This window comes from Streptomyces sp. NPDC001410 (genome assembly GCF_042895235.1).
Classification (GTDB): domain Bacteria; phylum Actinomycetota; class Actinomycetes; order Streptomycetales; family Streptomycetaceae; genus Streptomyces.
In genome coordinates this window covers 1-14753 of the sequence record NZ_JBIAWE010000026.1, presented here as the reverse complement: position 1 = coordinate 14753, position 14753 = coordinate 1, and the positions used below count along the sequence as shown (strand labels likewise).

Genomic DNA, 14753 nt, shown 5'->3' with positions numbered 1-14753 from the left:
GGGGGCACCCATGCCACCCGCGGCCCTGAACGATCTGTTCGACCGGCTATCGCGACGGGCGGGACTGTCCGAAGGCGTCCATCCCCACGCTCTGCGGCACGGATTCGCCAGCAACGCCGCCGACGCCGGCGCCGTCCTGGACGAGATCGCCGACCTGCTCGGCCATGCCGGCCCATCCAGTTCGCAGGTCTACCTGCATCCCGACCCGCAGCGACTGCGGGCTGCCGTCGATCGGGTGGGCGCGCTCACTCCGAGGAGGAACGGATGACCTCGCCCCTGCAACTGGTGCCCGCCCCGGCATCGGATCTGCTGCCCGCCCGCGCCGATCGGCTGCGTGAGCTGATCCGCCCGGAGACGCTGGAGGTGCTGAACTGGGACGAGGCGTCCCAGGTCCTGCGGCCGTCACCGGATCACCCCTTCCTCGGCATGAACATCTGTGCCCGCGCGGGCTGTTGGGCCGCCGCCCGCAGGACGGAACTGGGTTTGTGCTCGGCCTGCCGTGGCTCCTGGAAGCGGAGCGGCAAGACGCCGGAGGAGTTCCTGGCCACCGAGCCGAAGCAGATCAGCAACACCTCAGGCGGCTGCGGCGTCCCGCAGTGCCAGCGCCCTTGGCCGTCGTCGAGGACGCAGATGTGCATGCGGCACCGCGAGCTGTTCGTGAAGCTGGGGCGCCCGCCGCTGGAGGAGTTCTTCGCCCATCGGCTCGATCGGCCGTTGCCGGGGTCCGGTTTGTGCTCGGTGGATGCCTGCCACCGGCATCGGGCGAACGGCTCGAACCTGTGTTGCCCGCCGCACTGGGTGAGGTGGAAGGAGGCACAGGGACGCGGCGCCGATTTCGAGCAGTGGTGCCGTACCGAGCCCGGTACTTCCGAAACCACCGCTGTGAGCCTTCGAGGGCTGCCGACCCTGGTGACCGCCGAGGTCCTCTACGCGGTCCAGGCCCGCACGGACGCCGAGATCAAGAGCCCGCCCATCCTGCTGCGGGGCATCGTCCAGCATCTGCGCGAGCAGCGCGTCGAGCAGTTCGACGACGTCCAGGTCCGCCGCAACACGCACCTGAGCGGCATGGCCAACGCCATGCGCCGCGTGATCGCGGCGGCTGTCTCCACTCCGGAACTGGAGCAGATCAAGGACGTCTGGAACATGGCCGCCTTCGGGCTGGGCCAGTGGCGGAGGCTGCACTTCACTCCGCTGCATCAGGAGTGGATGCGGCGGGCCTGCAAGACGTGGGTGCTGGACGAGATTCCCCGCCGCTATGGCAAGAACATCCCCAACAGTCTCTCCGAGATGATCCTCTGCCTCCGCTTCCTCTCGCTGAGCCTGGTCCGCTCCCGAGAGGACCGCGGGGAGAACATGTCCGCGCTCGGCCGCAGCGACATCGAGGCGTTCACCCAGTACGTCGCCCACCTGGAACACACCGGCGAGATCAGCTCCTTCCGCCGCACGACGGTCTCCCGGTTCACCGGCCGGTTGGTGCGCGAGATCCGCGACATGGGCCTGATCCGCCCCGGCGAGATCCTCGCCGACCTGCCCGACGACTTCGCGCTGCGCAGGCACGACATGCCGCCGGTCATCACCGAAGAGGGACCGGGCCGGGCCCTGCCCAGGGAGATCCTCACCCAGCTCTGCGAGCGGCTGCCCACCCTGGACCAGATCCGCGACGGCAGCGAGGACATACGCAACGCGATCGAGATCCTCGTCGACACCGGACGGCGTCCCGACGAGATCGGCTGCCTGGCCTGGGACTGCCTGGAGACGGATGAACTCGGCAAGTCCGTGCTCATCTACACCGACTTCAAGAACAACCGCACCGGCTGCCGCCTGCCGATCCCGGACTCCACCGCTGAGATCATCGTCAGGCAGAAACAGTCCATCCGCGCCCGCTTCCCGGACACCGACCTGTCCAAGCTGGTCCTCTTCCCCCGGCCCCGGCAGAACTCCGAAGGCACCCAGCCGTTCCGCATGCAGCACATCGGCAACGTCCACCGCCGCTGGGTCAACACCATGCCGCCCCTGCTCTCGCCGACGACACCGAGTTCCCCAAGCTGGAAGTCGTTCCCTACTCCTACCGGCACTCCTACGCGCAACGGCACGCGGACGCCGGAACCCTGCCCGACGTGCTCCGTGAACTCATGGGTCACAGATCATTGCAAACTACACAAACCTACTATCGGGTGACCGAGAAGCGGACCCGGTCCGCGGTCGACAAGCTCGTCTCGCACCAGTTCGACCGGCACGGCAACCGGATCTGGACCCAGGCCCGCCAGCTCCTGGAGCACGAGCACGCCCGCCTGCGGATCGGTCAGGTCTCCGTGCCCTACGGCATCTGCGTCGAGCCGAGCAACGTCAAGGCCGGCGGCCATGGCTGCCCGTTCCGGTTCCGCTGCGTTGGCTGCGATCACTTCCGCACCGACCCGTCGTACTTGGCGGAGCTGAGGGCCTGCCTCGACACGCTGCTGCGAGACCGCGAACGCCTCGCCGCGGCGACCGAACTGGACGACTGGGCCCGCATCGAATCGACCCCGTCCGAGGAGGAGATCAAGCGCATCCGGACCCTGATCCGCCGCGTCGAGACCGACCTCGAAAGGCTCACGGACGACGAGCGCGAACAGATCAAAGAGGCCACCCGCACCCTGCGGAAGACCCGAACCGTCTCCCTCGGAATGCCCGGCGTCCGGGCACCCGAGCCGAACCTGCGGCTGGACCGCGACGCATGACCGCGTCACCGGACCACCTGGCCAAGGCACGGGCCGCGGACTCCGAACGCCGTCGGGCCCGAGTCTTCAAGGCCCTCGACCAGCTCGCCGCCAACGGTGAGGAGGTCACCGTCTCGGCGGTCGCCCGCGCGGCCGGCGTCCACCGCAGCCTGATTCACCGCCACGGCGACCTGCACGCGGCCGTCCTGGCCCGCGCAGCCGAACCGCCGCCCGGCGCTGCCGCCGGGTCCCAGGTCAGCCGCCAGTCGCTACTGGCCGACGTCGCGAACCTCACGGCCCGTAACGGCCGTCTCTCCGCGCACATCACCCGGCTCGAACGATGCCTGTCCGAAGCGCTCGGACAGGCCGTCTGGGAAGCCTCCGGGCTCGGTGCCCCCGCCGACGTCGAAACACTCACCCGCCGGATCGGCGAGCTGGAGCAGCGGATCCTCGACCTCCGCTCCGAACTCGCCGAGCGCGACGAGGACCTCGCCGCCGCACGCGCCGCGAACCGGGACTTGATGGCTCAGCTGAACCGCTGACGGGGTGGTTCCGGAATACGCCAGATATGCCTTCTGCCAGCGGCAGAACATCGGCCCGACCGGGCTCGGCGATCACTACAGTCCAGGCTCATGACGACGGTTACAACGCGCACGGTCGAATATGCGGCCGACGGCCTGACGATGATCGGGCACCTCGCGCTCCCGGCCGGTGTCGACCGCCGGCCCGCGGTCCTGGTCGGGCCCGAGGGGGTGGGGCTCAGCGACGTCGAGCGCCGCCGGGCCGATGCGCTCGCCGACCTGGGATACGTGGCGCTGGCCTTCGACCTCCACGGCGGGCGCTATTTGGGCGACCCTGAGGAGATGCTGGCCCGTTGCATGCCGCTGCTCGCCGACCCCGACCGGATGCGAGGCATCGGCCACGCGGCGCTCGACGCGCTCCGCGCCGAGCCGCGGACCGACCCGGACCGGATCGCCGCCGTCGGCTACGGCACTGGGGGCGCAATCGCGCTTGAACTCGGGCGCGACGGCGTGAACCTGCGCGCGATCGGGACAGTCAACGCACTGACCACGGGCCGACCGGGCGAGACGGCGCGCATTCGCTGCCCGGTGTGGGCCGGGGTCGGGTCTGAAGACCCGATCATGCCGCCCGCGCAACGGGACGCGTTCACCGCCGAGATGCAGGCCGCGGGCGTCGACTGGCGCCTCGTGGTCTACGGCGGCGCCTTGCACGCCTTCCATCACCCACCGGTCGGCCACACTGTGCTCCCCGGCGTCGGCTACCACCCGCAGCACGCGCAGCGAGCTTGGCGGGACGTCGTCGACCTGCTCGCCGAGTGCCTGCCCATAACGGAGTGATCTGGTCGGCAACCGCGATTCCGGACCGCAGACCAAGCCGGTCGACCGTCACCACTCACCAAGCTCGGCCACCTACCGCCGGTACTTACCGGTCACCACTGCGGGTTTCTGGCGCATTCCGGTCCTGCCCCCTGACCAAGTCATCGCCATCACCCCCAACACACCAGGGCGGCGGCGTTAATCGCCAGGTGCACAGTGTTGTCAGCAACGATGACCAGGGCGTTCGCCAGGCCGGACGACACGGCCACGGGCGAGCCCTGGTTCTTCTGCACGTCGGCCCAAGTGACCCGACGCGAGGCAGGCGCCAGCAGGTTCCGCGCCCAGACCAGGTACTTCGCGGCCCGATAGCGGTCCAGGACAGCGTGCGTCGCCACGATCACCACAAGTGCGAGCGGGGACTGCGTGATCAGCAGGAACGGCAGCCCATACGTGGTGCCATGCACGATCGCGGGCCACCACCGCTTCACCTTCTCCGTCGCCATCCAGTCCGACTGGATGAGGTAGTCGCCGGCCAGATGCGCGAGCAGGCTCTCGAAGAACAACATCAAGCGGCCACCGCCTCGGTCCGCGACACCTGTCGCTCACCCAACGACCGCGGACACACGCCCCTGAGCTGCACGGTCATCGTGCTTCCCGAGCTCGAACTCGACCAACCCCGAGAGAAGTGACATGCCGGGCGCCACGGTGCTGCCCGCCTTCGACGACACCCACACCCACCTGATCTTCGCCGCGCTCGGCGCGCACGACGTTCCCGTCCACCAGGCCCGCACCATCCCCGAGTTCCTGGACCTGATCCGGCAGCGGGCCACGACCACTCCCGAGGGCGAGTGGATCCGCACCACCACCAACTGGCAGGAACTCAACCTGGCCGAGCGCCGCCTGCCCACCGCGGCCGAGCTGGACCGGGCCACCGACCGGCATCCGGTCCTGGTCAAGCGCGGCGGCCACAACGACGTCGTCAACACCTACGCGCTGCGCCTGGCGGGCATCACGGAGGACACCCCCGTACCACTGGGCGGTGTCATCGGCCGCGACGCCGACGGCCACCTCAACGGACGCCTGATCGACAACGCCCTGCCCCTGGTGGAGCGCCTGCTCCCAGCCCCGGACCGGGCCGGCGCATCGACGGACTGCGCCTGGCCAGCGGTCAGTACGCCGCCACCGGCATCGGCGCCGTGCGCGACTGCGCGGTCACCCCCGACGACTACGCCGTACTGCCGGCCGCTCGCGAGGCGAGGGCACTGAACACCCGGGTGCGGGCCCTGATTTCGGCACTCGGGCTGACCAGCAAGGTACAGGTGGAGGACCTGCTCGACACCATGGAGGACTGGCGCGACGGCTCCGACCCGTGGCTGCAGGTGTGGGGAGTGAAGTTCGGGCTCGACGGCGGTCTGGAGGCCGGGGCCACCGAGGAGCCGTACGCCTGTGACCACGCCTTCTCCGGAACGCTGACCTGGGACCTGGGTGTTCCCGTCACCATCCAGCAGCCGCTGCTGCACGACACCGCCGAGGTGGAGGAGGGCTTCTGGGGCCCGGAACGCGTCGCCCGGCTCTTTCCCGCCCGGGGTTGGCTCGACCTGGGCGCCCAGGTCAGCGCCGGATCCGACTTCCCCGTCGGCCAGTTCGGCGTCATGCGTTCCGTCTGGGGCCTGACCACCCGGCAGACCGTGATCGGCGTCAAGGGCCCGGAACATGCCATCACCTACGACGAAGCCCTCACCCTGCACACCACCCAGGCCGCCCGACTGTGCGGCGAGGAGAACCTGCGCGGCACCCTCACCCCCGGCCGCCTCGCCGACCGCACCATCTGGGACCAGGACCCCGCCCTCTGCCACGGCGACGCCCTGCGCGACCTCAACCCCACCCACACCGTCGTCGGCGGCCTCCTGGTCACACCAGCCGGCATGCGGTAAGGGGGACGGCGGCGTTGAGTCTTCGTTCTCGACGCCATGGTGGCTCAGGGCGATACCGGACGGATCATCGGCGGCTGCCTCGATGAGATCCGGTCCGGTGTGCTCGAAGGCGCAGCGGCCCGTCAGTACTCTCGGGCGGCCGGTAGCGCGACCGGTGTAGGGGCGGGGCCGTCATGTCGTGTCGGGGGAGAGTGTCTTCATGGTGACGTAGCTGGTCACCGTGGCCACGCCGGGAAGGCTGGCCAACTGGTTGGCGTGGAAGTCCTCGTAGGCGGGCAGATCGGCGACCTCGACTCGACTGGTTCCACTGCCCGCAGAGCCCCGCGCACGCGGATGCCGCCGTCGCGGCACCGCGGGACGCGCCGGGGCGGTCGATCTTCTGCTACGGCGCGGGATGGGGCACCGCCGACCCGATCGACGCCGAGATCCGCCGCGTCCGCTCCGACCTTTCCGGCAGCGGACTGGTCACCATGGCGCTGGGGCTGCGCGGCCATGAAGACACCTCCACGGACACCGTTGCCGAGGAGCTGAAGCTGGCGGCCGAGCTGGGGCTGCGGACCAGCGTGCACACCGGATCCGACGGGACCGCCCGCTCTGTCGCCGACCTCCGTGAGCACGGCCTGCTGCGGGACACCACGACGTTCGTGCACGGCAACGGGATCGACGACGACGAGCTGCGGATGCTCGCCGAAGCCGGCAGTTCGGTGTCGATCAGCCCGGACGTCGGGCTGAAGAGGGGGTTCGGCCGGCCGTTGACCGGCCGCGTGCTGGCCGCCGGCCTGCGTCCGACTCTGTCCGTCGACGACGTTCCGGCGGCCGGTGGCGACATGTTCTCCACCATGCGCACCGCCTACGCGGTGCAGCGATGCCTGGACGGCGGCCTGCGCTCCCGGGACCTGCTGGAGTTCGCCACCGTCGACGGCGCCCAGGCGTGCGGGCTCGGCGCCCGGACGGGCAGCATCACGCCCGGCAAGGACGCCGATGTGATCCTGCTGCGCGCCGACGACCTGACCGTGTTCCCGGTCAGCGACCCGGCTGCCACGATCGTCTCCGCCGGCCATCCCGGCCTTGTCGACACGGTTCTCGTCGCCGGCCGCATCCTCAAGCGCGACGGCGTGCTGGTAGGACGTGGATCTCCCGGCGCTGAGGACCCGACTGGTGGAATCACGCAATCGGATCGCGGCGGCCGCCGGCATACCGCTCGACGGTACGTGGCGTCCGCGGCCGGGATCGGAGTAGCAGTGCTGGGCCCCACTGCATCAGTTGCCGACTTGGTGGTCACAACTGACACCACAAAGGACCGGGGCCCTTCATGCGGGAAGCCCCGACTCCGTGTCGGGGCGCCATTACCTGGGTGGTAATCGCGCGGCCGGGCAGGGCGCGGCATGGTGGGGTCATCGGGTTTCGGGCCGGCGCACTCCGGCCCGAAACCCGGACCAACTGACTTGAGTGGCATGCCACTTCACCGGAACGGGAGTCCTGTCATGTCGATCTACGTTGCCGCTGTCACCCGTTACTTCGAGGCGTGGAACGCCACGGACACCGACGCGCTCGCCAAGGCGGTCGCCGTGGCGTGGTCCGAGGACGGCACCTACACCGACCCGCTGGCCGACGTGCGCGGCCACGAGCAGATCGCCGCGGTCGTCCGGGCCGCGCAGGAGCAGTTCCCCGGCTTTGAGTTCAGGCTGGCCGGTGACGTGGACGGCAACCATCACATCGCCCGCTTCGGCTGGGAGCTGGTGTCCACCGCCGACGGCTCTGCGCCGGTCGCCGGCTCGGACGTGGTCACCCTGGCCGAGGACGGCCGGATCACCTCCGTCCTCGGCTTCCTCGACCGGATTCCTGAGGCATGAGAGGAGCAGGGCGACCAACAGCGGGCCGCGGCCGGCCGAGTGATCACCAAGTCAGCGCGGCACGACTGTGATGCCGAGCCCTTGGAGGAATCGGACGACGCTTTCGTAGTAGGTGAGTTCCCCGGCGGAGTCCACGCTGATGGAGGCCAGCGCCTCACGGGCGACGTCCGCGTCGTGCCACACCAGGGTGAAGGGTGCCGGGAGAAGGTTGCCGCCGCATGGGCACCCTCGCAGCACCGCCCAGCACTGGTTGAAGTGGTACCCCGGACCGGCGACAGCCTCGCCCAGGGCGCACTTCAACCCGGGGACGTCGGTCACGTACCGCCCGTCCAGCCGGCACACCGTACCGGCTGCCTCCGGTCCCATGTGCGGCTCGGTGAACCGCAGCCACTCGTGCCGGCCGTCGGCCGGGAACCGCGCCCACGCGTTGCGGTCACGTGGACGGCCCTCGTGCCAGGCGTCCCAGACTGGTCGAGCCCCTGGCGGCCGTCGGTTTTCCGAGCCGTGCCGGAGGGTTATGCCCTGCTCGCCGGGGCGAAGAAAGAGGTCCCGCTGCCCCCGCCGAGGAGCGGCGCGCCCTGCGCGAAGGACTGAGCCTTTCGCGTGCCCAGGTTGCGCAGGCCTTGAACGTCGGTCCGTCCACGGTCGGAGGCTGGGAGGCCGGGCGGGATCCGAGTGGTGAAGTGCGGGAGAAGTACGCGTACTTCCTCGACGGAGCGCGGACCAAGCTGGCTGCCGCTACGGCCGAGGAGGCTCCCGCCGAGGATCCAGCGGACGCCGCCCCGGCGGAGGCTGAGCAGGCGGCCGATCCCGACGACGTCGAGGCCCTGTACACGCCTCAGCCCTGTGTGTGCTGTGCGGGCATCCCGCCTCCCACCCGGTCGCGGGATTTCCGCAGCACCTGGACCCCGCCGACTGCGGCACGGCCGGGCACATGGAGACGGTCGAGCCCGCGCAGCCGGAGAGCCCCGCTCCGCAGAGCGAACCCCGTCGGCCGGCGTCCTCCGGCAGCGCGGGCCAGGCGGCGCGGGGAGTCAAAGTCGTGCCCGTCGGTCGTCGTCTGAAGACCGCCGACACCCCGGACCTGATCGGCTCGGCCGTCGCGGCAGCCCTTGCCCAGCACTCCGGCGACGTCGAAGCGGCAACCGCGGCGCTGGCGAAGCGGGCCATCCCGGACGCGATGGTGCTGCTGGACGAGACCCGCAAGGGCGGCCGGTACGACGTCGTCGCCCACCCGTGGCTGCCCGACATCCTGCGCAAGCAGACCTCCCGGGGCGCCGACCAGATCTGGGAGGCCCGGCCCAAGTGGTCACGGGCCGAACTGCCGCCCGGCAAGCACGAGGTGACCGCCCTCGACGTCAACGGCGCCTATCTGTCCGCGCTCAAGACGCACCTGCCGCTCGGCCAGCTGGAGCACTCCACCGGCAACCATCACGACCGCCGACGCGCCGGCGTCCACCTGATCACCCCGCCCACCTGGGAGCACGACGCCTACTTGCCCAACCCGATCGGCAGCCGGGACGAGCCGGGCCCGCTGTGGGTGACCGAGCCGACCCTGCGCCTGCTGCTCCGTCTCTCGGGCCCGAAGTACGGGCTGTGCGACCCGCCGGAGATCCACGAGTCCTGGACCTCCGGGGCGACGGAGATCCTGCTGGAGAAGTTCCGCGTCGCAGTGAAGGACGCCCGGGAGCGGGCGATCGCCGAGGACGACGCCACGGCGACCGCACCGTCATCCTCAAGGACCCTTCCGGTCACATGTGGGTATTCCTGACTCATGTGGAAGACGTCTCGCAGGAGGAGCTTCGGCGCCGCCTGGCCGCCGCAGGGTGACTGGACCTTGTGCGCGCGGTGATCCGGACCGAATACCGACGGTCCCCGCGGTCGCGGGCTCCGAGGTCGCGGGCTCCGGAAACGCCGCTTAGCGTGGAAGGCAAGCGCGTCCGGGCGGGCACGCACGGCAGGCGCGAGGTTCGGCCATCCCTCGTGAGGTTTCGCAGTGGGTACCGTCTCGTTCCTTCTTATCGTCGTCGTTCTGACAGCTCTGGCCTTCGACTTCACCAATGGGTTCCACGACACCGCCAATTCGATGGCGACGTCGGTGGCCACCGGTGCCCTGAGACCACGCGTCGCGGTCGCGGTCGCGGGTGTGCTCAACCTTGCGGGTGCATTCCTGTCCACGGCCGTCGCGAAGACCATCTCCGGCGGCCTCGTGGACGACTCGAAGGTGTCCCTGGTCATGATCTTCGCGGGTCTCGTCGGCGCACTCCTGTGGAACCCGATGACCTGGTTCGCCGGGGTGCCGTCGAGTTCGTCGCACGCTGTGAGCCTCGGTATCACGCTGCTCACGGTCGTGCTGTTCTCTCTGTGCGACATCCCGTGAGTTCCCCTGAGCCCTGCTGAGTCCCCAGCGTCGTGGCCAGGGGGTTCTTTCTCCTTCGTGTGCTCTGCGGCTCTGTGACGTAACTTCGGGATTCTTGAAGCGTTCTCACTTCGTCCGACCGATCCGCAGTCGGGCCGAAGGTGAGGAGGCTCGGGTTGGCGGCGCTGGCGGTCGTGCGGGATCTGCGTGAGCGCTGGACGCCCGCGTCGGCGGAGGAGCTGGAGCGGCTCGAGACCGACGTGCTGTCCGGGTTCGTCCTCGCGCGGGCCTCGGCGGGCCTGGCGGACGACACGATCCGCGGGGACGTCGGGCACCTGGAGCAGATCCGCACGTGGTTCGGCCGCCCGTTGTGGGACATGGAGCCGGCCGACGCGGACGCGTACTTCGGGAAGGTGTTGCGGAACTCGCCGAGCGGCACCCGGCTGGCCCGGTCGCAGGCGCTGACGACGTACTTCCTGTTCCTGGAGCTTCGGCACAAGGTTGAACTCCACCGGATGACCGGCCGGGTGGTCGAGTGCCCGATCGACGAGATGAACCGGCCGCGCGGGGCCAAGGACGCCCAGCTGCGGATTCCTCCGACCGATCCGGAGGTCGGGATCCTGTTCACCGGTTGGGGCGGTGAGCTGGCGACCTGCCGCAAGTTCGCCCCGACCGCCCGGAACTACACCGCGGCGAAGTTGATGTCGCAGGTCGGTCTGCGGGTCAGCGAGGCATGCAAGTTGGACCTGGCCGACATCAAGTGGAACCTGGGACGCTTCGGCAAGCTCCATGTCTGCCATGGCAAGGGCGCCCGCGGGTCGGGCCCGCGCGAGCGGATGGTGCCGCTGATCAACGGCGCCGACCGCACGCTGCGGTGGTTCATCCAGGACGTCTGGGGCCAGTTCGACGACGACCACACCCGCCCCGGCGCCCCACTGTTCCCCTCCGAGCGCAAGAACGCCGATGGCTCCTCGCGCTGGGTGGGCGACGACGCCCTGCGCGGCGGGCTCAAGGCCGCGGCCAAGGCGCATCTGCCGGGATGGGGCGAGCGGCTGACGCCGCATGTCCTGCGGCATTTCTGCGCGTCCCAACTCTATGAGAACGGGCTGGACTTGCTCGCAATTCAGGAGGTTTTGGGACATTCCTGGATTGCCACGACGATGCGATACGTCCACGTCCAGCAGACCCGGGTCGAGGACGCCTGGGTCGCCGGGACCGAGAGGGCCGCGAAGCGGCTGGAAGGGCTGATCCGATGAGGTGGAACCTGCGGCTGACGGCCGCGAACGAGGGTATCTGGAAGGCGTCCGAGCTCCAAAGAAGCCTGGCCGAGCACGGGTTGGTGATCTCGGCGGGGAAGATGTCCGGGTTGTGGTCCGGCCAGCCGGTCTCCCTCAAGCTGGAGGACTTGGACGTCATCTGTGTGGTGCTCGGCTGCGAGATCGGCGACCTGCTGATCCCCGAGCCGGACAAGGTCCGCCGTCCCGGCGAGGAGACCGGCCAGCAGGCCGCCACAGCGTCCGGTCCCGTCCCGGCGGTGGTCCCGCGTCGGCGGGACGGCCGGTCCCTGCCGCCGCTGTGACGCGGTGAGTCCACGCAAGGGCTATCGCAAGCCCGCGACCAGCTGTGCCGGCTGCCTTGCCTGGGGCGTAATCACCGGCAGGCTCTGTCCGGCGTGCTGGCAGTTCACGCGCGAGCACGCCGACGGCGAGTGCGGGGCCTGCCGCCGCCAGCAGCCGCTGAAGTCCGGCTACTGCCGCCTGTGCTGGTGCCAGGCCCGGCGAAACATCCGTCTGGCGACCGGCAAGCCGACCTCGGCCGGGTATGTGATGACGCCCTGGCTGCGTCAAGTCGGTGACCTTCAGCTGTTCCTCGTCGGCATGCACCACCACCGTGGCGCCTCCACCACACCGCGTCCCCGCGGTTCGGGTCGGCGGGGACGGCCGCGCAAACCACCTCCTCCTACTGCTGTCCGGCCGGATAGCCGCTGGTGCCAGCCGATGCTGTTCGACGGCGTCCCCCGCGACTACCGGCGCTTCGCTCACGATGTCCATGCGAATCCAGAAAGCCCCTGGCTGGCCTGGGCTCGCTATCTCGCGCACGGCCTGGCCGAAGCCCGCGGCTGGAGCCGCCGCGTCCGTCTCGACGTCGACAGGGCCCTGGTCGTACTGCTGTCCCTGCACACCGAGGGCGAGGCCATCCGCTACTCGGAGATCATCACGCCGCTGCGGGCCCTGGACAGCAGCATCGAGCGAACCGCCGAGGTCCTGGAGGCGATGGGCGTCCTGGCCGATGACCGTCGGCCGTCCTACGAGGACTGGCTGGAGAAAAGGCTCGACGGCTTCGCTGCCGGGATCCGCCGGGAGACCGAGCGCTGGAACCGCACCCTGCGCGACGGCGGACCCCGCACCCGCCCCCGCGACCAGGCCACCGTCTGGGCCTACCTCAACGCCGTACGCCCCGCCCTGCTGGACTGGTCCACACGCTACGACCACCTGCGCGAAGTCACCCGCGACGACGTCCTCACCCACGTCAAGACCCTCCACGGGCACGAACGACGCCAGACGCTCGTCGCCCTGCGGTCGCTGTTCGGCTGGGCGAAGAAGAACGGCATCGTCTTCCGCAACCCCACCAGCCGGATCAAGGTCGGGCAATACGAGTACGCCGTCCTGCAGCCCCTGCTGCCCCAGCAGGTGGACCGCTCCGTCGAAGCGGTCCACAGCCCAGCGGCCCGCCTCGCCCTCGCACTCGCGGCCGCCCACGCCGCCCGGGCCGGAGCTATCCGCGCCCTCCACTTGGACGACGTGGACCTCGGCAACCGCCGGCTCACCATCGCTGGCCACACCCGCCCCATGGACGACCTCACCCACCAGATGCTGCTGAGCTGGCTGGAGCACCGGCGGCGACGCTGGCCGAACACCGCCAACCCCCACCTGCTCATCAACCAGATGACCGCACTGGAGACCGGCCCGGTCAGCGGCTGGTGGATCAAACACGAACTCCACGGCCAGGACGCCACCCTGGAACGGCTCCGCGTCGACCGCCATCTCGAAGAGGCTCTCGTCCACGGCCCCGACCCGCTCCACCTCGCCGAGGTCTTCGGCCTGGACGAGAAGACCGCGATCCGCTACGCGAACTCCGCCCGCGCCCTCCTGGAACAGCCCCTGGAGACCGCCCCGGTGAGGGGCGTTCGTGTGGTCGGGGGAGCAACGTGCCGTGATGACGAAAGAGGGTGACGGATGACGAGATGCAGGCGTTTCGACATCGTTTCCGAAAGTAGGGGTGAGACATCGCACCCTCTTGCATATCTTGCGCAGCTGCATATGACAGCGGGGATAGCCCTGCGTGTTTCCTGCTCGGCGGTTGGGTCTTTCTGGCATCTGCCTTGCAGTCCATAGCAAGCTGGCAAACAGCCTCGTCAGACGGACCCGTCACCCAGGCGAGGACAGGTACTACGAGAAGGAGGAAAAGGGAAAGAACTCGTAGCAGCCCGGCGCCTTGTTGGGGAAGATTGATCTGGGGACGTCGTTACGGAAAAACTGGTATGAGCGCTGATCCGTACGGAATTTGTCGATAACTTCCTTCGAAATCACAAGACAGAATTTCTTGACTAGTGGATTGCGGCCTGACCGATGCAACTGAAGTGATCCCTCATACCGCCCGGGTTGAAAGTTCCAGCCATCGGCCTCGAACGCGATTGTCGGCTGTTGAGGTTTGTCCTGGCTGACGACGAATGGGGCGGGATCGCCGGCCCATCGATAAGTCAGCCCGCCGGAACTTGGCTCGTAGCCCCACGCGCTGTTCTCGCGCCAATAGAAATCTGGCCGTTTCGAGGAAGTGATCGAGCCGGTGGGATGGAGTTTCAAGCGAACGTCACTGATCACCTCAACCTTCTCGGTCTTGAATCTGGTGGACAACGTCGGCTGAATGTATAAGATGACGAATTTACCTTGTTCGATCCGCACAAGGTGAGGAAGCGCGACATCGATTCTAGGCTTCCGTTGAAGTTGGGTGAAATTGTAGAGCGAAATCGCCAAGGCGAGGACAGCGGTGGCTGTAGCAGCCCACTTGTGCACGGCCTCGAATCGCTTTCTGCGAGACCCACTCACCCTCTTGCCTGTGTCGTTCATGTTCCTATCTCTGTCCTGAGATCGCAGTCGGCCCACTGCGTTGCTCCATATGGCCGATGGAATTAACAGGCCGGGGGCTTCACGCGTCCCGCGACGGCACCCGCGCCCGTGGTGGCGCAACGCCGCAACCCAAGCCCCCGTTCGGCCGCGCGAGCGCTGAGCGGCACCCGTCCATATGTGACCCTCGTGGCGCGTGGGCGGGGCGTTCCTGCGTCCGTGACTTCACCGCGAACCCACGGGTCCATCCCTAATATCAGGGCATCGGACCCGCGGGCTCCCCACGAAGCACCTTCAGTTTTCGCGAACTCGCGGGGGTCTCGGGGTCCCGGTAGTTCTCGCCGAAAAAACAACGCTAACAACGGCTAACACAATGAGGTGGATCGCTCCTGGTTGCCGTGTCCAGGGCGGGAGTTGAGCGTTCGGTCCGGTGTGGGGACGTCACCGTGG

Annotated in this window: 16 protein-coding genes and 2 pseudogenes; 14 read left to right on the top strand and 4 right to left on the bottom strand. The window is 69.0% G+C overall.

Going from position 1 to position 14753, the window contains the following annotated elements:
* The first annotated feature begins 10 nt into the window (after positions 1 to 10).
* From ACFY3C_RS40830 to ACFY3C_RS40810, 5 genes are all read left to right on the top strand, one after another.
* Positions 11 to 268: a tyrosine-type recombinase/integrase gene (locus ACFY3C_RS40830; RefSeq protein WP_390774452.1), complete on the top strand. Its 258-nt coding sequence runs from the start codon at positions 11 to 13 to the stop codon at positions 266 to 268.
* Positions 265 to 2178, top strand: coding sequence for a hypothetical protein (locus tag ACFY3C_RS40825; protein WP_390774451.1), 1914 nt, complete (start codon positions 265 to 267; stop codon positions 2176 to 2178). The genes ACFY3C_RS40830 and ACFY3C_RS40825 overlap by 4 nt, the downstream gene beginning before the upstream one ends.
* Positions 2175 to 2717, top strand: coding sequence for a hypothetical protein (locus ACFY3C_RS40820; RefSeq protein ID WP_390774450.1), 543 nt, complete (start codon positions 2175 to 2177; stop codon positions 2715 to 2717). The genes ACFY3C_RS40825 and ACFY3C_RS40820 overlap by 4 nt, the downstream gene beginning before the upstream one ends.
* Positions 2714 to 3238, top strand: coding sequence for a hypothetical protein (locus tag ACFY3C_RS40815; protein WP_390774449.1), 525 nt, complete (start codon positions 2714 to 2716; stop codon positions 3236 to 3238). The genes ACFY3C_RS40820 and ACFY3C_RS40815 overlap by 4 nt, the downstream gene beginning before the upstream one ends.
* Positions 3239 to 3328: 90 nt before the next feature.
* Positions 3329 to 4054 carry a dienelactone hydrolase family protein gene (locus tag ACFY3C_RS40810; protein WP_390774448.1) on the top strand — a complete coding sequence of 242 codons (726 nt, stop codon included), beginning with the start codon at positions 3329 to 3331 and terminating at the stop codon, positions 4052 to 4054.
* Between the two features lie 149 nt (positions 4055 to 4203).
* On the opposite strand, the gene ACFY3C_RS40805 is transcribed toward ACFY3C_RS40810, so the two are convergent.
* On the bottom strand, positions 4204 to 4599 hold the full coding sequence (locus ACFY3C_RS40805; protein WP_390774447.1) for a DUF3307 domain-containing protein: 396 nt from the start codon (positions 4597 to 4599) through the stop codon (positions 4204 to 4206).
* A gap of 124 nt (positions 4600 to 4723) precedes the next feature.
* Here ACFY3C_RS40805 and ACFY3C_RS40800 point away from each other — a divergent pair, with 124 nt between their 5' ends.
* Together ACFY3C_RS40800 and ACFY3C_RS40795 are read left to right on the top strand one after the other, a co-directional pair.
* Positions 4724 to 5299, top strand: coding sequence for an amidohydrolase family protein (locus ACFY3C_RS40800; RefSeq protein WP_390774446.1), 576 nt, complete (start codon positions 4724 to 4726; stop codon positions 5297 to 5299).
* Positions 5230 to 5967: an amidohydrolase family protein gene (locus tag ACFY3C_RS40795; RefSeq protein ID WP_390774445.1), complete on the top strand. Its 738-nt coding sequence runs from the start codon at positions 5230 to 5232 to the stop codon at positions 5965 to 5967. The genes ACFY3C_RS40800 and ACFY3C_RS40795 overlap by 70 nt, the downstream gene beginning before the upstream one ends.
* A 171-nt stretch (positions 5968 to 6138) precedes the next feature.
* Here the strand turns inward: ACFY3C_RS40795 and ACFY3C_RS40790 are convergent, their stop codons facing one another.
* Positions 6139 to 6318: an Lrp/AsnC ligand binding domain-containing protein gene (locus ACFY3C_RS40790; protein WP_390774444.1), complete on the bottom strand. Its 180-nt coding sequence runs from the start codon at positions 6316 to 6318 to the stop codon at positions 6139 to 6141.
* A gap of 119 nt (positions 6319 to 6437) precedes the next feature.
* Here ACFY3C_RS40790 and ACFY3C_RS40785 point away from each other — a divergent pair, with 119 nt between their 5' ends.
* Complete coding sequence (locus ACFY3C_RS40785; RefSeq protein ID WP_390774443.1) at positions 6438 to 7328, top strand: amidohydrolase family protein; 891 nt, start codon at positions 6438 to 6440, stop codon at positions 7326 to 7328.
* A gap of 123 nt (positions 7329 to 7451) precedes the next feature.
* Positions 7452 to 7820 (top strand): nuclear transport factor 2 family protein, encoded by a 369-nt coding sequence (locus ACFY3C_RS40780; RefSeq protein WP_390774442.1) that lies wholly within the window; start codon positions 7452 to 7454, stop codon positions 7818 to 7820.
* Between the two features lie 51 nt (positions 7821 to 7871).
* On the opposite strand, the gene ACFY3C_RS40775 is transcribed toward ACFY3C_RS40780, so the two are convergent.
* Positions 7872 to 8186, bottom strand: coding sequence for a hypothetical protein (locus tag ACFY3C_RS40775; RefSeq protein ID WP_390774441.1), 315 nt, complete (start codon positions 8184 to 8186; stop codon positions 7872 to 7874).
* Positions 8187 to 8324: 138 nt separating this feature from the next.
* Between ACFY3C_RS40775 and ACFY3C_RS40770 the strand changes: the two are divergent.
* The 5 genes and pseudogenes from ACFY3C_RS40770 to ACFY3C_RS40750 form a co-directional block, all read left to right on the top strand.
* A pseudogene (locus ACFY3C_RS40770) lies at positions 8325 to 9531 on the top strand (helix-turn-helix domain-containing protein); the annotation flags it as partial.
* 285 nt (positions 9532 to 9816) lie between these two features.
* Positions 9817 to 10155: pseudogene (locus ACFY3C_RS40765) on the top strand (anion permease); the annotation flags it as partial.
* A 200-nt stretch (positions 10156 to 10355) separates the two neighbouring features.
* Complete coding sequence (locus ACFY3C_RS40760) at positions 10356 to 11435, top strand: tyrosine-type recombinase/integrase (RefSeq protein WP_390774440.1); 1080 nt, start codon at positions 10356 to 10358, stop codon at positions 11433 to 11435.
* Positions 11432 to 11758 (top strand): helix-turn-helix domain-containing protein, encoded by a 327-nt coding sequence (locus ACFY3C_RS40755; protein WP_390774439.1) that lies wholly within the window; start codon positions 11432 to 11434, stop codon positions 11756 to 11758. The genes ACFY3C_RS40760 and ACFY3C_RS40755 overlap by 4 nt, the downstream gene beginning before the upstream one ends.
* A gap of 418 nt (positions 11759 to 12176) precedes the next feature.
* A complete protein-coding gene (locus ACFY3C_RS40750; RefSeq protein WP_390774438.1) occupies positions 12177 to 13412 on the top strand; it encodes a hypothetical protein in 1236 nt (411 codons plus the stop codon).
* 216 nt (positions 13413 to 13628) lie between these two features.
* Here ACFY3C_RS40750 and ACFY3C_RS40745 read toward each other — a convergent pair whose 3' ends face one another.
* On the bottom strand, positions 13629 to 14306 hold the full coding sequence (locus ACFY3C_RS40745; protein WP_390774437.1) for a hypothetical protein: 678 nt from the start codon (positions 14304 to 14306) through the stop codon (positions 13629 to 13631).
* Between the last annotated feature and the right edge of the window lie 447 nt (positions 14307 to 14753).